This is a genomic window from Halomonas sp. ML-15 (assembly GCF_014779595.1).
GTDB lineage: Bacteria > Pseudomonadota > Gammaproteobacteria > Pseudomonadales > Halomonadaceae > Franzmannia.
This window is the reverse complement of the sequence record NZ_JACXZT010000019.1, coordinates 201,634-220,485: the sequence shown is the minus strand read 5'-3', so window position 1 is coordinate 220,485 and position 18,852 is coordinate 201,634. Positions and strand designations below refer to the sequence as shown.

The window sequence follows — 18,852 nt, the reverse complement described above, 5'->3', positions numbered from 1 at the left end:
AGTATGTGACCGAGGAGAGGCCGAACAGCCCCCGAGGCCGTCGCGCCGAACAGCCGAGCCAGATTGGCGGCCTCGGCTGGCTGGATATCGCCTGGCGAGTCAAGCGCGAGATGAGCGACGACAACATCACCATGCTCGCTGCAGGCGTCGCTTTCTATGCGCTGCTGTCGCTGTTTCCAGCACTGGCAGCGGTCATCTCGATCTGGGCGCTGGTACTAGACCCCCACGATATCGCGCGCCAGATCGCCGAACTGAGTCGTTTCATCCCGCCCGGCGCGGCGGCGATCATCGAACACCAGGCCAACGAGATCAGCGAGAATACCGACGCCGGACTCAGCGTGACGGCGCTGGTCAGCCTGGTGATCGCGATATTCGTCGCCTCCAAGGGGGTGCGAGGGTTGATCCTCGGCCTCAACATCGTCTACGGCGAGCAGGAGCGGCGACGCTTTGTGCATAGGATCACGGTGGTATCGGCCCTGACGGTGGGGCTGATCGTCTTGACCCTGGTGACCATTGTATTTATCGCCGGGTTGCCGCTGGTCATCGGCATGCTGGGTCTCGACAGCACCCTGGTGACACTGATCAATTTGCTGCGCTGGCCGATCCTGGTACTGGTGATGATGCTGGTGATCGCGGTGCTGTATCGCTTTGCTCCCTACCGTCGTGCGCCACGCTGGGAGTGGCTCAGCGTGGGCACGGTGACGGCGACCCTGCTGTGGCTGCTGGGCTCGTTGGGGCTGTCGCTCTACGCGCGCTATTTCGCCAATTTCAATGAGCTCTATGGTTCCCTGGGCGCCGTGGTGGTGCTGCTGTTGTGGTTCTGGCTATCGGCCTTCATGGTGCTGGTCGGCGCCGAGCTCAACGGTGAAATGGAGCGCCAGACCGGCCGCGACACCACGATTGGCGAGCCGCGGCCGATGGGCGAACGCGGTGCCCACGTCGCCGATACCCTGGGTAAGGCGCACTCATGGCGTAAGCGCTAAGCCGGCGAATAAGATCGATCTGGTCGGCGCCCCGCAGGTGCTGCTAACATGGATAAATGAACAGTATATCGCTCGCCGCCCCGGCGGCGGCCTCCCTCGACGATCCGCGCTACTATCTGGCGAACTTTCGCTGCCTGCTGGACTGGGTAGCGGTGTGCTATGACGATCTCTTGAGCGACGCCGAGCGCGCCTTCGTCAAGGCGGTGGCCGACCTGCCGATACCCTCACAGGCGTTGCTGGTGCGCATGGTGATGCGCCGCGGCGAGCATTTTCGCGTCGCACGGCTGACTTATACGGAGATCGGTGATAGCGGTGCTGCGCTGGCACCGCTGGTCGATGCGGGCTGGGTCGAGGAGGATCCGCTGCTCTCCCTCGATGAGCTGTTTCGCCACTGGCGCCTGGCCGAGCTGCGCACTGCGCTGGCCGACGAGATGCGTGCCGCAGGCTTGCCCACTTCCACCGCCAAGGCGACGCTGCGTGAGGCGCTGGCGGCGCGGCTGAGTGAGCCACGCCGACTCACCGAGTGGTGGCCCGAGGCGCCGGATCGCATCGTTCGCCTTACCTGCATGGAGCACTGCGAACGGCTGCGGCTGATGTTCTTCGGCAATTTTCGCCAGGACTGGGCCGACTTCGTGCTCGCCGAACTCGGCGTCCAGCGCTATGAGCGGGTGCCACTGGACCCTGCCTCGCGGGCCTTCCAGCGGCGTGCCGAGGTCGACGCCTATCTGCAACTGCAGCGCTTGCGCGAGCGTCTCGACGCGGGAGAGGCGCCTGAGGCGCTGTGGTCGGAGCTCGCAGACTCTGGCGGGGACAGCCCCTGGTTAGCGACCCGGCGTGCGCGGCTGGTGTTCCAGCTAGGCCGTGAGGCCGAGCGTAACGCCAACCCTGAACTGGCCCTCGAGGCCTATGCCGAAGCGGGTCGCGATCCGGGCGGTGGTGGCGAGGCGCGCATTCGACGCCTGCGGCTGCTGGAGCGGCGAGGAGAGCACCTCTCGGCATTACGCCTGGCCGAGACGCAGACGCCGCTAAGCGAGGCCGAACGTCAGGCGCTGACAAGGCTGCTGCCGCGACTGCGTCGGCGGTTGGGGATAGCGGTGGAAGCGGCGGCACCGGAGCCTGACATCCAACGCTGGGCGCTGACGCTGCCGAGGCCTGCTGGTAGCGTTGAAGGCGCGGTGCGAGATCACCTGCAGCGCGACGATGCCCCGGTCCACTACGTCGAGAACGCCCTGATCGGAGGGCTGTTCGGGCTGCTCTGCTGGGAGGCGATCTTCGCCCCGCTGCCCGGCGCCTTCTTCCACCCTTTCCAGCGTGGCCCGGCGGATCTGCGTCGCGAGGACTTCGTCAGCCGGCGACGCGAGCGTTTTGCTGCCTGCCTGGCCCAGCTAGAAGACGGCCGCTATGCCGATACCGTGCGTCGCCATTGGCACGCCAAACAGGGCCTGGCATCGCCTTTCGTCGACTGGCAGGTGCTCGACCAGACGCTACTGGAACGTGCCCTTGAGTGCCTGCCGGCAGCACACCTCCAGCGACTGTTCGCGCGCCTGCTGGAGGATATCGGCAGCAATCGCGCTGGTTTGCCGGACCTGATCCAGTTCCTGCCCGATGCAGCCCGCGGTCCGCGCTACCGGCTGATCGAGGTCAAGGGCCCCGGTGATCGCCTACAGGACAATCAGCGCCGTTGGATGGCCTATTTCCACACTCACGATATCCCCGTCTCGGTGTGCCAGGTGTGCTGGCAGGAGGCCCCGTGAGCGAGGCGTCGGCGGACCGCCCCTGCTACCGGGTAGCGGTCAGGGCGCTGTGCGATGTCACCGCCCGGAGTGGCGACCTGGATCACCGCTTCACGCCGTCGCCCACCGCCCAGCAGGGCATCGCGGGACACCAGCTCATCGCCGAGCGGCGCGGGGTGGGCTACGAAAGCGAGCTGAGCCTGCACGGCGAGGTGGAGGTGGCGGGCGCGCGGCTGCTGGTCAGTGGGCGCGCCGACGGTTTCGACCCGGAAGCTCGACGCCTCGAGGAGGTCAAGACCCACCGCGGCAGCCTGGCGCGGATGGGCGCCAATCAGCGCGCCCTGCACTGGGCCCAGGTCAAGGTCTATGGCGCGCTGCTGTGTCGGACCCGCCAGCTCGAGCGGCTCGAGCTGGCGCTGGTCTATCTGGAGGTGGGTTCGGGGCAGGAGACCCGGCTCACCGAGCCGGCGACGGCCGATGAGCTGGAGGCCTTCTTCGTCGCCCAGTGCCAGCACTATCTGGCCTGGGCCGAGCAGGAGGCTGCTCACCGCCGCCGTCGCGACAGTGCCCTGACCGCGCTGCGTTTTCCCCATCCGGCGTTTCGCCAGGGCCAGCGCGAGCTGGCCGAAGTGGTATACAAGGCTGCCGGTACTGGTCGCCAGCTGCTGCTGCAGGCCCCTACCGGGATCGGCAAGACTCTGGGCACGCTGTTTCCGATGCTTGCCGCCATGCCGCGTCAGGGACTCGATCGTGTGTTCTTCCTGACCATGAAGACCCCCGGCAGGCGCTTGGCCCTGGAGGCGCTGCGCACGCTGGGCGTGGGGGAGGACTCCGAAACGACTGCCGAGCCGCTGCCCTTGAGGGTGCTGGAGCTTGTCGCCCGCGACACCGCCTGCGAGCATCCTGACAAGGCGTGCCACGGCGATGCCTGTCCGCTGGCGCGGGGCTTCTACGATCGTCTGCCAGCGGCGCGTCAGGCGGCGGTGGCACGGGGCGGAGTGCTCGATCGGGCGGCGCTGCGTGAGCTGGCACTGGCGCACAGCATCTGCCCCTACTACCTCGGCCAGGAGCTGGTGCGCTGGTGTGATCTGACGGTGGGTGACGTCAACCACTACTTCGATACCAGCGCACTGCTCTTTGCTGCTACCCAGGCCCAGGAGTGGCGAGTGGCGGTGCTGGTCGACGAGGCCCACAACCTGGTGGAGCGAGCGCGGGGCATGTACAGCGCCGGCCTCGACCAGCAGCGCTGCAACGCCGTTCAGCGGCGTGCGCCACCGGCCCTGGCGCGTCCGCTGGGGCGGGTGGTCCGGCAGTGGCGCGAACTGCTTGCCCTCAATACGGCGGAGAACGCCGCGGAGACGCCACACCTTCTGGAGACACTGCCTGTGGGGCTGATCCAGGCGTTGCAGCAGGCGGTCTCGGCGGTGGGCGACTATCTTGCCGAACACCCCAGCGGCGAGGTCGACGAGCTGCAGGCGTTCATGTTCGAAGCGCTGGCACTGTGCCGGCTAGCAGAGTCGTTCGGCGATCACTCTATCTGCAGCCTGACCCGACACGGACGCGGTCGGGCGACTCTGGCCCTGCGCAACCTGATCCCCGCCGACTTCCTGGCGCCGCGGCTGGCTGCCAGCCAAACCACGGTGCTGTTCTCGGCGACCCTGAGCCCCGCCGACTACTACCGCGATCTGCTGGGGCTTGCCGAGGATGCCGTGTGGTGGGAGGTGGGCTCGCCGTTCAGCGGCGCGCAGCTCGAGGTGCGCCTGGCGCGCCACCTCTCGACCCGCTGGCGAGATCGCGAGAGCTCGCTGGATGCCCTGGTCGCAGTGATCGCCGACCAGTACCACCGCACACCGGGCAACTACCTGGCGTTCTTCAGCAGCTTCGCCTACCTCGAGGCGGCCGTGTCGCACCTGTCGCGTGACTATCCCGAGATTCCCAGTCGTTGTCAGCGTCGCGGCATGGACGAAACGGCGCGTCAGGCCTTTGTCGACGACTTCGTCGCTGGCGGCCGCGGGATCGGCTTCGCAGTGCTCGGCGGCGCCTTCGCCGAAGGCATCGATCTTCCCGGAGAACGCCTGGTCGGTGCCTTTATCGCCACCCTCGGCATGCCGCCGATCAGTGCGGAGAACGAGATCCTCAAGGCTCGCCTGGAGGAGCGCTTCGGCCGTGGCTTCGACTACGCCTATCGTTATCCGGGGCTGACCAAGGTGGTACAGGCCGCCGGTCGGGTGATTCGCGGCCCCGAGGATCGCGGCGTGGTGGTGCTGCTCGACGACCGCTTCGGCGAGGCCCGCAACCAGGCGCTGCTGCCGGCCTGGTGGCGGCGGCCGGAAACGGCGCCAGCGTCTCCCGCTGACCGCCAGCCTGGGGCTGCGGATGACTTGCCGGGCACATTGCCGTCGAGCGTCTAGCCGGCCTGGGGGGAGACCTTCGTCTGCAGGCGTTCGAGCACGTTCACGCCGATGAACCCGCTCAGGGCGCCGGTCAGAAAGGCGCCGGCTTCGGTGGCAACCACGGCCATCGGCAAGGCCAGATAGCCGACTCCCAGGACCCCGGCCACGTAGGCAATCAGGGCCACAATGACGCCCTCGAGGAGGCGTAGCGGTGTCGATGCCTGGGGCGCACCCTTGACGAAGCGACGGCCGAACCCACCCAGGGCGCCACCCAACAGGGCGGCGAGCAGTGGCCCCCAGGGCATGCGCTGCTGGATGGTCGCTTCCCCCCTCAGGCTGCCGGCCACTGCACTAACGGTAAGGGGGGCGAGACCGGATGAGCGCAGTTCCAGCGAGGCCGTGGACTGATCCGGTTCGAGCTGCAGTTCGCTGGGGTCGGGCGTTGCGGGTCCGTCGACCGTAAGGGCGATGCGGGTAGGGTGAGTGGCGCGCAGCGGCTCACCGTAGGGCGTCACCTGCTCGACGTTGATGACCATTCTGGCCAGCCCGAGCCCGACCATGCTGGTCGACTGCGGCCGGACCTCCAGCCGCGGCAGCGCCTCGAGCTCCAGGTTGACGTCGGAGAGGGTAGACCGGATCTCCAGGGTGGGGGTCGGTGTGGAGGGCATGAAGTCGAGCACCAGGGATTGTTCGTTAGCCAGCCCCGGCGCCTCGATCAACAGCGGAGGCAGCGCCTCGCGCGTGGAGAGGCCGCGCAGCTGCACCCTGATTTCGATGGGATGCTCGAATGTCTGGTCAGACGCGAAACGCGCTTCATCCGAGGGGTGAACGCCGAAACTTAGCTGGGTGTGGTAGCTGCCGCTCAGGGGATCCCAGGTGGCGGGTATCGGGCTCGCGGCTGCGGTGAGACGCAGCCAGGTGGACGGCCTGGGTGGCAGGGATGGTAGCGGCGTGATGCCCAGCCCCGGTGGCAAGATAACCTCGTCGATCTCGGTGGTGGAGGGAAGAAAGAGCCCGCCAGGTAGCATCTGTCGCTCTTCCGTGGTGAGCCGACGGGTCTCGACCTCGTCACCCTTGACCACGAAGGGGGCCTGTGTCGGGACGCTGAGGCTGATCCGCCCCGGTTCCTGCCGAGGCTCGACCTCGGCGTCGATCTCCCGGCCGTCAAGATCCAGCACTCTCAGGCTTTCTAGGCTCTGCTCCCAATCGAACGCGACCCGCTCAACGGGGGTGAGTGGCGGTTCAGTGTCGTCAGAGAGTGCGGACTCCTGAGCCGAGGCATCGGCGACAGTGAGGCCGATCACAATAAGCAGCGTGGGCCATAAGCGGTGAGCATATCGTGGCATGAGGGCTCCGCCGGTCAGGTCGGGCAGAGTCTCAGTATAGTCGAGCCCGGTACGGGCGATGCCTGCCTGGCGCGGCTGCCTGGTTAGCGGCGGGCCGCGTCAACGCTGGTTGTGTTGGGAGGGAGCGCTGCGTGGCGGCGTGGCGATATCCTCGTCGGCTTCGTAGAGCGCTTCCAGCTCGCGGGCGGCCTCCTGTACGGTCTGAATCTGCTGTTTTTCATTGCCGAACACCTCGAGCTGACGCATCAGGGTGCGCTCGTCGTGTTCGCGGAAGGTATCGACGGTGTGCTGGGCCTGATCAGAGGGCAGGCCCAGTTCGATCAGCAGCTCGCGTGTCAGTTCGAGGCTGGAGGGCAGCATTTCGCGAATCAGCCGATGGATGCCGGCGCGCATCAGTCGGTGAGCGTGATAGCGATTGCGTGCTCGTGCATAGAGCCGCAGATGCGGGAATTGCCGCCGCACCCGTTCGGCAATCCGCAATGAAGCCTCGATATCGCCCACCGCGATCACCAGGATACGCGCCTTGTCGGCGCCGGCGGCGCGCAGCAGGTCGCTGCGCGAGGCGTCGCCGAAATAGACCTTGTTGCCGTAGCGCCTTACGAAATCGACCTGGTCGGCGTTGATGTCGAGCACGGTATAGGGGATCTTCAGGCCCTGCAGCACGCGGCCCATGATCTGGCCGAAGCGCCCGAAGCCGGCGATGATCACCCGCGGCGAGTCGTCCCGGGGGCTATCGTAGCCCGGTCGTGGTTTGGGGGCGTCAAAGCGTGGGCGTACCCAGCGCACATGGCCCAGAAACAGTAGCGGCGTAGTGGCCATCGATAGCGAGATCACCAGGATCAGCAGCTGGACCAGTCCAGTATCGAGCAGCGCAGCAGCAGCGGCGGCGGTCAGCAGCACGAAGGCGAACTCACCGCCCTGGGAGAGCAGCACGCCGAGACTGGTCGCCTCCTTCCAGGTGGTGCCGTAGAGCCGTGCGGCGATGATCACGCTCGTGCCCTTGAGCAGCAGCAGACCCAGGGTCAGACCCAGGATGGTCAGCGGCTGCTCGGCGAGCAGGCCGATCTGCGCCATCATCCCCACTGCCATGAAGAACAGCCCCAGCAGCAGGCCGCGGTAGGGCTCGATATCGGCCTCGATATTATGCCGATACTCGGAATCGGCGAGCAGCACCCCGGCGATAAAGGCGCCCAGCGCCATGGACAGCCCGGCCAGCTCCATCAGCAGGGCGGCACCGATCACCACCAGCAGGGTGGTGCCGGCAAATACCTCGCGGCTGCCGGTGCCGGCGGCCATGCGAAACAGCGGCCGCAGCAGCAGGCGGCCGCCAATGATCAGCACCGCAAAGGCCGCGATGGCCAGCGCCACCTCGCGCAGCAGTGGGGCGGCGCCGTCGGCCAGCAGCGATCCGGCGGCAAGGATCGGTATCGCCGCCAGCACGGGAATGGCCGCCAGATCCTGAAACAGCAGCAGGGCGAAGGCATTGCGGCCGTGGCGGGTCTGCAGCTCCTTGCGCTCGCCAAGCAGCTGCAGCACCAGTGGCGTGGAGCATAGCCCCAGGCTGAACCCCACGACCAGGGCGGCCGTCGGCGCCAGCCCCAGCCACCAGCCGCCGAGTGACAGCAACAGGCTGGTCACCGCGACCTGCAGGCTGCCGAAGCCGAATACCGCGCGTCGCATCACCTTGAGGCGTGCCGGCTTGAGCTCCAGGCCGATCACGAACAGCAGCAGGACGATTCCCACCTGAGAAAACTGCAGCACGCCCTCGGCGTCCGGTACCAGCGCCAGTACCGAAGGACCGATTACCACCCCGGCGGCCAGATAACCCAGCACCTCGCCGAGGCCGATCCGTTTGAATAACGGCACGATCAGCACCGCGGCGGCGAGAAAGATCAGCGCGTTGTAGAGCAGGTCGGTGGCCAAGGTAAGATCCGTTCAGCAGCAAGCAGGCAAGGTCTGCCATGATAACCCGTCAGCGTCGTGTCCACAGGACGGCTGTGCAATCCGCGTCGACTATGCTTACCATGCAGGGGGACGCCCGTTTAACCGCAAAGGAGAGTGCATTATGGGAATTGAAGTCGGTGGTCTGTTGGGCCTGATCTGGCTGATCATTGTGATATGGGCCGTCGTCAAGGTGGCCAAGAGTTCGGCGGGGCCGGTGGCCAAGCTGCTGTGGATCCTGATTCTGCTGTTCTTCCCGCTGGTAGGGTTGATCTTCTGGCTGCTGTTGGGGCCCAAGGGGTAACTTATGCGGTCGGATTGACCCCGCCCCCACGCGCCTCGGTGGCGGCGCGCTCTTCGGCCGATTCCACACGATTTTTACCGCTACGTTTGGCCCGATACATGGCATCGTCAGCGCGTTCGATCAGTTGACGGTGCCCCAATCCAGGCTGCCAGCGCGCTACGCCAATACTGATCGTGACGCCTTGCACCGGCGCGGGGCAGGGCGACTGAGCGATTGCGTCGCACAAACGCTCGGCCATCTTCAGCGCACGGGCGTGAGTGACTCTCGGAATGATGACCATGAACTCCTCGCCGCCCCAGCGCCCCCAGCCATCCTGATGACGTAGCTGCTTTCTTATCAGGGCGGCAACATGGGCGATGATTTCGTCTCCTACCATGTGACCATGCTGGTCGTTGATCGATTTGAAGTCATCAATGTCGATCAACAGCAAGAACAGCGAGTCGCCATTGCAGGTACTTTGCGCAATGACCTCGGTAAGTGCCAAATCCAGGCGATAGCGGTTCCAGCAGCCCGTCAGTGGGTCGCGATGGGCGAGTCGCTTCAACTGATCGTTGCTGCTTATCAGCTTGCGGTTAGCGTGCATGATATCGATGACCGATAGCGCCACCGCGATGTCATCGGCGAGATCCTGTGCGATCTGCACATCGCTCGCCAGCCACCCTGAAGGTAGGTAAACATCGACGCCACCATCCTGGTGCTCAGGCTCATGAAGCCTGAACAGCACCATCCACCCCAGCGTCAGGTCGGCGACGGTCATGCGTATGGCAAGCGCGCCGCCATGCCGTGCGCTTGGCAATGCCGCTGAGGCATGATCCGGCAGGTCGCTGAGGGTAACGATGTGTTGCGACGCCTGCATGGTGGACAGGGCCGTTTTCAGCTGCGACAAGGCGCTTGCCGTCGGTGTCATCCCCCGAACCACGTGCCTGTCGTTGAGCATTAGGGCGACACCCTGGGCATGCAGTAGCGATAGCCAGTGATCGCCGTGGCGCGCGACTAGCGTATCGGCATCCTGCATCTGGCGTATCTCGCTGACGATAAGACGCCGCTTGGCCTTTAGCTGTTGGCGATGATGCTCGTAGCGGAGCGATGTCAGGTAGCGCAGACGTTGACCGCTGATGTCGAGCCACAACCTCAGCAGCGGCAGCGTTTCAGTTGTCAGGTTCTCCGTGCGGCAGCTGGCGTATCCCCAGTGAGGCGGGTCTTGCGGGATCAGGATGGTTTGATCATTGCCGTCCGCGCGGCTTGCCGAGGGGGGCTGCTGGCATACGAGGCGGGTATTGCCGCCCGGGTAGCGCCGATAGAGGGTCACGGGATGCTGCCGAGTAAGCCAGAAGAGCCGCTCGGCTAAGCGCTGGACAATGGCATCCTGGTCATTTGCCAGGCTGACCCATGACAGTTCCTGCACGAGAGTGGCCAGCTCAAGCGGGCGAGGCTGAGGGAACGGAGGGTCTATACTCATGTTTATCCCCTTGGCGCTGGAGTTGTCCCAGAACTTCCCGCGCTCGCCGACGTTTCGTACACAACCTGGGCCTGCACGGCTACCGCATATGCATTGGATACGACTAGTGGATTGAACCATGAGTTTAATCAGAAATTGAATTTCAGTTCAACCCGAGTTGAACCAATGCTTCACATTTGCGGCATGGATGAAAAACGACTATTTGCCGAGCGGTTGAAGCACGCCATGCGAGAAGCAGGGTATGACCCCAGGCCTTCGATACTGGAGCGCGAGTTCAATCTGCGCTTTTGGGGAAAACCCATTACTTTCCAGGGGGTGCGCCGCTGGCTGCGCGGCGAGTCCATGCCTAGCCAGGACAAGCTGATGGTGCTGGCCCAATGGCTGCAAGTGGAGCCGCAGCGGTTACGCTACGGGGCAGCGGATATGCAAGGGGTAGGTGAGTCCCCGGCCACTTGGAGAGCCGAAATGAGCGCCGAGGAACAAGAAGTGTTGGACGCTTACCGCGCGCTGCCCGCAGAGCAGCGCAAGACGCTGCGTGAAGTCATGTTTGCGTTGGTCGCGGCGTCGAAGGTCAAGCCGCGCTGAACGCATCGCTCGGCGAGATTCATGCGGCGCGGCGGTAACGATCAATCGGTTGTGGGCTTTCTGTAATGCCCGGGAATCTTGACCCGCTCGCCGTTGGGGAGCTGACGAACGTGAGTGGGGACGTAGACGCGTTCGATGATGCTCTTGCTCATGGCAACGTACCTCTGGGTAGCGAAGCACTGTCGCAGGCCGAGTAAGCCTGCATGCTGGTGAAGTCACCGACTAGTCTGCATCTAAATGCGAGTCACTTTCAATCCCCCCGGTGGCCGGACCGGGACATATCTTGTCGGCCTCGCTAACCAGTGGCAGCACATACTGTCGGGTGAGCGCTGCCAGAGGCAGTGCCTGGGCTTCCTGGCAGGTGACCCAGCGCAACTCCGCGATTTCGGCGGCAGGTTTTACGTCGGGAGCGATGTCGACCCTGAACAGCTGGGCACGGACATGCAGGCCTGGCTCGTTCGCCGCAGGAGCTTGGTACTCACCCAGGTAGACGAGACGCTTCGGTCGCTGCGCCAACTCCTCGTAAAGCTCGCGGGTTAGTGCTGCGGCTGCTGTCTCGCCGGGTTCGATCTTGCCGCCCGCTTGCATGAAGGCCTGAGTGCCGCGCTTACGCACCAGCAGCAGACGTCCTGCATCGTCGACAATGATCGCGGCGGCGATGTGTAGGGTTGTGACAGAGCTGGCCGGATAGTGCACGAAATACTCCCCGGCGATGCTCAGTGCAGCGACGTCGCTTGGCGCTGAAAGTGCACCGGGGGGCGATATTTATCGCTGGGCGACGCCTGACGTGACGGCAACACTCGCCAACCACGTTCGCCGGCCCAGGTCTTGAGGGCGCGAAAATCGATCAACGGGTTGGTGGTGCTGGTGTAGGGCGTATCGGCGGGGAAGGCCAGTGCAATATAGGTGTAGTAGGCGGTCGCGCTTTCCCGTTCGTGGGCCGCCAGGGCGCGGTCCAGCGCGTGTTGCCACTGTCGGGAAACGTCCTGCTCGATTGCCAGAGATGCGCTCATGGCAGTGCCCTCCATTGGGGTGGTCGGCATCCGTTGGTGTCCGAACTCGCCCTCCCATGAGGAGGGCGAAGGTCTTGGATCGGTCTAGTCCCAGCTCAGCGCTCCACCCACCTGGTACTCGGTGACGCGGGTCTCGAAGAAGTTCTTCTCCTTGCGCAGGTCGATGATCTCGCTCATCCATGGGAAGGGGTTCTTGGCGCCGGGGTACTGCTCCTTCAAGCCGATCTGGGCCAGGCGGCGGTTGCAGATGAAGTGCAGATACTCCTCCATGATCGCCGCGTTCATGCCCAGCACGCCGCGGGGCATGGTGTCCCGGGCGTAGGCGATCTCCAGTTCGGTGCCCTCGATGATCATCTGGGTCACCTCGTCCTGGAACTCGGCGGTCCACAGGTGCGGGTTCTCGATCTTGATCTGGTTGATCATGTCGATGCCGAAGTTCAGATGCATCGACTCGTCGCGCAGGATGTACTGGAACTGCTCGGCGACGCCGGTCATCTTGTTGCGCCGGCCCATGGAGAGGATCTGGCTGAAGCCGCAGTAGAAGAAGATGCCTTCGGTGACGCAGTAGAAGGCCACCAGATTGCGCAGCAGCTCCTGGTCGGTCTCCGGGGTGCCGGTCTGGAAGTCGGCGCGGGACAGCGACTGGGTGTGCTTGAGGCTCCAGGCCGACTTGGCTGCCACCGAGGGCACTTCGCGGTACATGTTGAAGACCGCGCCCTCATCCATGCTCAACGACTCCACGCAGTACTGGTAGGCGTGGGTGTGGATGGCTTCCTCGAAGGCCTGGCGCAGCAGATACTGGCGGCATTCGGGGTTGGTGATCAGGCGATAGAGCGCCAGCACCAGGTTGTTGGCGACCAGCGAGTCGGCGGTGGAGAAGTAGCCGAGGCTGCGCTCGACGATGCGCCGCTCGTCCGGGGTCAGGCCGTCCTGGCTCTTCCACAGTGCGATATCGGCGTTCATGTTCACTTCCTGGGGCATCCAGTGGTTGGCGCTGCCGTCCAGGTACTTCTGCCAGGCCCACTCATACTTGAACGGCACCAGCTGGTTCAAGTCGGCACGGGCGTTGATCATCTGCTTGTCGTCGACTTCGATACGCGCCGCGCCCATCTCGAGCTCTTCGAGGCCGGCGGCCACGTCGAGCTCCTCGAGGGACTTGCGCGCCCGCGCCAGACGCTCCTCGTCGGCGGTCTGGTAGCGGTTGCCGGTACCGCCCTCGGGCGCCTCTTCGGCACTCGGCGCCGCGGCTGGCTTGGCCGCCGGCGGGGTAGATGCGGCGGCGTACTTGGGGCTCGCTTCGGCGACGCCGCTATCGTCCTCGTGGAATTCGTCCCAGTTCAGCATCTATCTCTCTCCCGGTTAAGGTTCCGGTTACATTCGGTATGGGCGCTTACTGACACGCCTCGCAGCCCAGTTCGTCGATATCGCCGGCCGAGGGCGCGCGCTGGCCGCCCTTGCCCGCGAGGAAATCACTCTGCAGGTAGTCGTCGATGCCGCGCGGCTCGGGAGCGCCTGCGACGCTGGGTGCCGGCGCCGGTGCGCCACTGCCCACGGCGTTGTGGTTACCGCGCTCGACGGTGGACTTCTCCACCGAGGTGGCGCCCAGGGCACGCAGGTAATAGGTGGTCTTGAGCCCCAGGTACCAGGCCATGCGGTAGGTCACGTCGAGTTTCTTGCCCGAGACGCCCTTGATATAGAGGTTCAGCGACTGCGCCTGATCGATCCACTTCTGGCGCCGCGAGGCGGCTTCGACCAGCCACTTGGGCTCGACCTCGAAGGCGGTGGCGTACTTGGCCTTGAGGTCCTCGGGGACCCGTTCGATGGGCTGCACGCTGCCGTCGTAGTACTTGAGATCGTTGATCATCACCTCGTCCCACAGGCCACGCTCCTTGAGGTCGTTGACCATATAGGCGTTGACCACCGTGAACTCGCCGGACAGGTTCGATTTCACGTAGAGGTTCTGGTAGGTGGGTTCGATCGACTGCGAGACCCCGCAGATATTGGAGATCGTCGCCGTGGGCGCGATCGCCATCACGTTTGAGTTGCGCATGCCCTGCTCGGCAATCTTGCGGCGCAGAGGCGCCCAGTCCTGGGTCGCAGAGGTGTCCACGGCGATGTATTTCTCGCCGCGCTCGACCTTGAGCTTGTCGATGGAGTCGATCGGCAGCACGCCCTGGCTCCACAGCGAGCCGTCGAAGCTCTGGTAGCGTCCGCGCTCGGCGGCCAGGTCCGAGGAGGCCTCGATGGCGTGGTAGCTGACCAGCTCCATGGAGCGGTCGGCAAAGGCCACGGCTTCCTGGCTGGCGTAGGCGATGCCGTGAGCGTAGAGCGCGTCCTGGAAGCCCATGATGCCGAGCCCCACCGGGCGATGCTTGATGTTCGAGTTGCGCGCCTGGGGCACCGCGTAGTAGTTGATGTCGATAACGTTATCGAGCATGCGTACCGCGGTGCGCACGGTGCGCCTGAGCTTGGCGTCGTCGAGCTGGCCGTCGACCACGTGCTGGGCCAGGTTCACCGAGCCCAGGTTGCAGACCGCGATCTCCTCGGGGCTGGTATTGAGGGTGATCTCGGTACACAGATTGGACGAGTGAACGACACCGGTGTGCTGCTGCGGGCTGCGCAGGTTGCAGGGATCCTTGAAGGTGATCCAGGGGTGGCCCGTCTCGAACAGCATCGAGAGCATCTTGCGCCACAGGTCCTTGGCCTTGATCCGCTTGTAGAGCTTGAGCTGACCGGTGCGGGTCATCTCTTCATACTCCTCGTAGCGCTGCTCGAAGGCGGCACCGTAGAGGTCGTGGAGGTCCGGGCAGGTGGACGGTGAGAACAGCGTCCACTCCTTGTCGTCGAAAACGCGCTTCATGAACAGATCCGGCACCCAGTTGGCGGTGTTCATGTCGTGGGTACGACGGCGATCGTCGCCGGTGTTCTTGCGCAGCTCGAGGAACTCCTCGATATCGAGGTGCCAGGATTCGAGGTAGGCGCATACCGCGCCCTTGCGCTTGCCGCCCTGATTGACCGCCACGGCGGTGTCGTTGACCACCTTGAGGAAGGGCACCACCCCTTGGCTCTTGCCGTTGGTACCCTTGATGTAGGAGCCCAGCGCGCGCACCGGTGTCCAGTCGTTGCCCAGGCCGCCGGCCCACTTGGAGAGCATGGCATTGTCCCGAATCGCGCTGTAAATGCTGTCCAGGTCGTCGGACACGGTAGTCAGATAGCAGCTGGAGAGCTGGCTACGCTGGGTGCCGGAGTTGAACAGGGTTGGCGTAGAGGCCATGTAATCGAAGCTCGAGAGCAGCTCGTAGAACTCGACGGCACGCGCTTCGCGGTCGTCTTCGTCGAGTGCCAGGCCCATGGCCACGCGCATGAACATCACCTGGGGCAGTTCGTAGCGCACATCGTCCTGGTGGATGAAGTAACGGTCATAGAGGGTCTGCAGGCCGAGATAGGTGAAAGCCATGTCGCGGGTGTGGTCCAGCGCATCGCCGAGGCGCTCGAGGTCGAACTCGGCGAGTCTCTCGTCGAGCTGCTCGAAGCCGATGCCACGCTCGATGTAGGCCTTGAAGGCCGGCTTGTAGAGCTCAGCCATCTCCTGGTAGGTGGCCTCTTCGGCGACGCCCAGAAACGACAGCGCTTCGCGGCGCAGGTTGTCCTGCAGCAGGCGGGCGGTGACGTAGGTGTAGTTGGGGTCCTTCTCGACCAGGGTGCGTGCGGTCATCATCAGCGCCTGGGAGACCCCGTCGACGGTCACACCGTCGTAGAGGTTCTTCAGCGAGTCCTCGACGATCTTGTTGGGATCGACGTTGGCGAGTCCCTCACAGGCGTCGAATACCAGCGTCTCGACCCGGCCCAGATCGAGTGGACGGCGGCTGCCGTCGAGGGCGGTGACGTTGAGGGTCGGGTGCGGCTTCTCGATATCATCGCCGGCGGCGGCGCGCGCCCGGGCATGCTCTTCGCGGTAGAGGACATAGGCGCGGGCAACCTTCTGCTCGCCGGCGCGCATCAGCGCCAGTTCCACCTGGTCCTGGATGTCCTCGATGTGCAGCGTCCCACCATCGGGCATGCGGCGCAGGAAGGCTTCACTGATGGCGGTCGAGGCCTGGGCCACGAAGTCGCGCACCCGCGACGAGGCACCGGCGTTGTCGCCTTCCACGGCGATGAAGGCTTTGGTCATCGCCACCGATATCTTGCTGGCATCGAAAGAGACGACATCGCCGCCTCGCTTGATCACCCGCAGCTGGTTGGGGGCGGTCACGTTCACCGGCGTCTTGCCGGGAGTCAGAGTGGTATCCATGGCGCCGTGTCGTCCTAGCGGTGGTGGTTGGAAAGCAGCAGCGCGAGGGCGCGCCTCGCCGCCCTGTAAATCGGGCTTGATTCAGTGCACCAGACGCAATGTGGGTGCAGGTTGACAGTTGTAGGGTGGCTTGCTAGGAACACACCATCTTGTGTTCCTTGAGGTCACGAGCACAAGATAGTGTGGCATCTAGCTTTCATCAAGTGGATAAGCTGTGTATATCATGTGTCTCTCCTGGGGGGGAATCGGGGCCTCTTGGCAGGCCGCATGCTAGAGCGTTTCTTGACCTGGCGCAGTGGCTAAAAAGGTCAATGGTGGTAGACGCTCGCTGCAAATTCGGTTATTTCGGGTATCCTTGGGTATCATTCGCAAACAACAATGCGGCCCTTTAGTGACGTGGGTAAGTTAGCGTTGCAGGATGTCGCAAGAACGGCGCAGCGGTAACCGCCAGTGGCTGCTTCCCCAACAACGGACGGATATACGGGATGGAAGAACGCGTGGAGCGCAACGACCAGGATCATGTACTGATCATCGAGGATGACGAACGGCTGGCCGACCTCACCCGGGACTACCTCGAGGCCAACGGCTTTCAGGTCACGGTTGAGGCCGATGGAGCGCGCGGGGTGGAGCGAATCGTCTCGCTGCAGCCAGACTTGGTAATACTCGACCTGATGCTGCCGGGAGAGGATGGGTTGTCGATCTGCCGCCGGGCGCGCACCGACTATGCCGGGCCGATCCTGATGCTGACCGCCCGCACTGATGACATGGATCAGGTGCTGGGGCTGGAGATGGGGGCCGACGACTATGTGCCCAAACCGGTTCAACCGCGGGTGCTGCTGGCGCGCATGCGTGCCCTGATGCGGCGCACCGACAGCGGCGAAAGCAGCGGCGATGCCCGCCTGACCTTCAACAATCTGGTGGTCGACAGCGCGACGCGCGAAGCTTGGCTGGAGGGGAATCGCATCGACCTGACCAGCGCCGAGTTCGACCTGCTGTGGCTGCTGGCCAGCCACGCCGGCCGGGTACTGACCCGCGAAGAGATATTCTCTGAACTGCGCGGTATCAAGTACGACGGCCAGGATCGCTCCATCGACGTGCGGGTATCGCGTATCCGGCCCAAGATCGGCGACGATCCAAACCATCCGCACCGCATCAAGACGGTGCGCAGTAAAGGCTATCTGTTCGTCAAGGACAGCTGATGCTGCGCCCGCTATCGGGTAGCACCTTCCTGCGCGTTTACGTGCTGCTGGCCCTGGCCCTGGTACTGGCTTTCGGGCTGGCCCTGGGCGGTTTCACGCTGGTCGATCAGGTTCGCCGTGAGCAGTATCGCGAACAGCTCGCCGAGGCGCCGATGCAGCTGCTGGCGCGCCAGCTGAGCGCCGAGCCGCTGGAGCAGCGTAGCCGATGGCTGGCGCAGCACGGCACCGAACTCAGCGTTGAGCTCCATCTGCATGACATCGAGAGCGGCGAATTCGGCTACTTCCAGCGCGCCCGCCTCGACGCCGGCCGGGTGCTGATCGAGGCTGAGGGCGCCACCGACTGGCGACTGTTCACGCGACTGCCGGGAGAGGATGCCATCCTCGAAGCGCGCCTCGATGGCATCGGCGAGTCGCAGCTGCGGGCCATGAAAACGGTGCTTGGTGAATGGCTGACCGACCCGCTGCTGCGCGACCAGCGTGTTGCGGAACTGTCCAGCGACGCGCTGCCGATCACTCTCAACGATGCGCCGCCTAGCCGGCTCGACAGCGCCCAGCTGGCGAGGCTGGGCGCCGGCGAAGTGGTGTTGCACCTGGCACCAGAGGCCTGGGGCCTGACCCTGTTCCTGCAGCTCGACAGCGGTACGCCACTGGAGTCGATACAGTGGCTGCAGGTGGGGCCGGTCCACGCCTTCGAGCCGATGCCGCTGTCGCTATCGCTACTCCTGCTGGTGGTAATGCTCGGTGTGCTGGCTGGCATCATCTACTTGATCGTGCGCGGCGTCGAGGCGCGCATGGCGCGGCTCGAGCTGGCCGCCACGCGTATCGCCGGCGGCCATCTGGATACTCGGGTCAAGGTCGAGAGTAGTGACTTTCTGGGGCGCCTGGGGATGGCCTTCAATGGCATGGCCGCTCAGGTGCAGGCGCTGTTGCGTGCCCAGCAGGAGATGATCCGCGCGGTCTCCCACGAGCTGCGCACGCCGGTGGCAAGGATTCGCTTCGCGGTACAGATGGTCGAGGACATGACCGACGATGACGCCGTGCGTCGCCAGCTATCGGGCGTGGACGGTGATATCGAGGAGCTCGATGGGCTGATCGACGAGATTCTCACCTATGCACGGCTGGGCAGCGATCAGGCCCACGGCGTCGAGCTGGCCGCCGAACCGCTGGAGTGCCGGGCCATGGCCCAGCGCGTCATCGATGCTCTCGCCGGGCTTCACAGCCATCTGCAGCTTGAGCTGGCGCCGGGGGAGGAGTTCGAGCTCGAGGCCGAGCCGCGCTACCTGCAGCGGGCGCTGCAGAACCTGGTGGCCAACGCCTGCCGACACGCCGAGGGGCGTGTCCTGATTAGCCTGCATAACGACTTGCGAGCGGTGCGCATCGACGTCGAGGATGACGGTCCCGGGGTGCCGGAGAAGGATCGCCAGGAGATATTCAAGCCCTTCGCACGTCTCGACGATAGCCGCACCCGGCGTTCGGGCGGCTACGGCCTGGGGCTGTCGATCGTGCACAAGGTCATGGCCTGGCACGGTGGCAGCGTGATGGTCGATGAGAGTCCGACGCTGGGTGGCGCGCGCTTTAGCCTGCTGCTTCCCGGCCGCGCCTGAG

14 protein-coding genes are annotated in these 18,852 nt (G+C 64.7%); 7 read left to right on the top strand and 7 right to left on the bottom strand.

The genetic code is table 11. The features are described from left to right. Positions 1-5: 5 nt before the first annotated feature. From IEI94_RS12625 to IEI94_RS12615, 3 genes are read left to right on the top strand one after another with little or no spacing between them, the layout of a single operon-like run. Positions 6-983 carry a YihY/virulence factor BrkB family protein gene (locus IEI94_RS12625; protein ID WP_318153394.1) on the top strand — a complete coding sequence of 326 codons (978 nt, stop codon included), beginning with the start codon at positions 6-8 and terminating at the stop codon, positions 981-983. Positions 984-1,039: 56 nt separating this feature from the next. Further along, on the top strand, positions 1,040-2,737 hold the full coding sequence (locus tag IEI94_RS12620) for a VRR-NUC domain-containing protein (RefSeq protein ID WP_191167666.1): 1,698 nt from the start codon (positions 1,040-1,042) through the stop codon (positions 2,735-2,737). Next, positions 2,734-5,127: an ATP-dependent DNA helicase gene (locus IEI94_RS12615; protein WP_191167665.1), complete on the top strand. Its 2,394-nt coding sequence runs from the start codon at positions 2,734-2,736 to the stop codon at positions 5,125-5,127. Before IEI94_RS12620 ends, IEI94_RS12615 begins: the two co-directional genes overlap by 4 nt. Here the strand turns inward: IEI94_RS12615 and IEI94_RS12610 are convergent. Both IEI94_RS12610 and IEI94_RS12605 read right to left on the bottom strand, forming a co-directional pair. Next, entirely contained in the window at positions 5,124-6,455 is a 1,332-nt protein-coding gene (locus tag IEI94_RS12610; protein ID WP_191167664.1) for a hypothetical protein, read from the bottom strand. The two genes, IEI94_RS12615 and IEI94_RS12610, sit on opposite strands and share 4 nt — an antisense overlap. A gap of 99 nt (positions 6,456-6,554) precedes the next feature. Next, positions 6,555-8,378: a monovalent cation:proton antiporter-2 (CPA2) family protein gene (locus tag IEI94_RS12605; RefSeq protein WP_191167663.1), complete on the bottom strand. Its 1,824-nt coding sequence runs from the start codon at positions 8,376-8,378 to the stop codon at positions 6,555-6,557. Between the two features lie 142 nt (positions 8,379-8,520). Here IEI94_RS12605 and IEI94_RS12600 point away from each other — a divergent pair, with 142 nt between their 5' ends. Next, positions 8,521-8,700 (top strand): PLDc N-terminal domain-containing protein, encoded by a 180-nt coding sequence (locus IEI94_RS12600; RefSeq protein ID WP_191167662.1) that lies wholly within the window; start codon positions 8,521-8,523, stop codon positions 8,698-8,700. 1 nt (position 8,701) lies between these two features. On the opposite strand, the gene IEI94_RS12595 is transcribed toward IEI94_RS12600, so the two are convergent. Continuing rightward, a complete protein-coding gene (locus tag IEI94_RS12595; protein WP_191167661.1) occupies positions 8,702-10,159 on the bottom strand; it encodes a sensor domain-containing diguanylate cyclase in 1,458 nt (485 codons plus the stop codon). Positions 10,160-10,270: 111 nt separating this feature from the next. On the opposite strand from IEI94_RS12595, the gene IEI94_RS12590 reads away from it, so the two are divergent. After that, positions 10,271-10,744, top strand: coding sequence for a transcriptional regulator (locus tag IEI94_RS12590; protein ID WP_318153393.1), 474 nt, complete (start codon positions 10,271-10,273; stop codon positions 10,742-10,744). Between the two features lie 222 nt (positions 10,745-10,966). On the opposite strand, the gene IEI94_RS12585 is transcribed toward IEI94_RS12590, so the two are convergent. The 4 genes from IEI94_RS12585 to IEI94_RS12570 form a co-directional block, all read right to left on the bottom strand. Continuing rightward, a complete protein-coding gene (locus tag IEI94_RS12585) occupies positions 10,967-11,440 on the bottom strand; it encodes an NUDIX hydrolase (protein ID WP_191167660.1) in 474 nt (157 codons plus the stop codon). A 20-nt stretch (positions 11,441-11,460) separates the two neighbouring features. Continuing rightward, positions 11,461-11,757 carry a hypothetical protein gene (locus IEI94_RS12580; RefSeq protein WP_224750119.1) on the bottom strand — a complete coding sequence of 99 codons (297 nt, stop codon included), beginning with the start codon at positions 11,755-11,757 and terminating at the stop codon, positions 11,461-11,463. Between the two features lie 84 nt (positions 11,758-11,841). Beyond that, on the bottom strand, positions 11,842-13,101 hold the full coding sequence (locus IEI94_RS12575; protein WP_191167659.1) for a ribonucleotide-diphosphate reductase subunit beta: 1,260 nt from the start codon (positions 13,099-13,101) through the stop codon (positions 11,842-11,844). A 46-nt stretch (positions 13,102-13,147) separates the two neighbouring features. Beyond that, the gene (locus IEI94_RS12570; protein WP_191167658.1) at positions 13,148-16,048 is read right to left on the bottom strand and encodes a ribonucleoside-diphosphate reductase subunit alpha; all 2,901 of its coding nucleotides are present in this window, start codon (positions 16,046-16,048) and stop codon (positions 13,148-13,150) included. A 485-nt stretch (positions 16,049-16,533) separates the two neighbouring features. On the opposite strand from IEI94_RS12570, the gene IEI94_RS12565 reads away from it, so the two are divergent. Together IEI94_RS12565 and IEI94_RS12560 are read left to right on the top strand one after the other, a co-directional pair. Then, complete coding sequence (locus IEI94_RS12565) at positions 16,534-17,247, top strand: winged helix-turn-helix domain-containing protein (protein WP_191167657.1); 714 nt, start codon at positions 16,534-16,536, stop codon at positions 17,245-17,247. Then, complete coding sequence (locus IEI94_RS12560) at positions 17,247-18,851, top strand: ATP-binding protein (protein WP_191167656.1); 1,605 nt, start codon at positions 17,247-17,249, stop codon at positions 18,849-18,851. Before IEI94_RS12565 ends, IEI94_RS12560 begins: the two co-directional genes overlap by 1 nt. Position 18,852 lies beyond the last annotated feature (1 nt).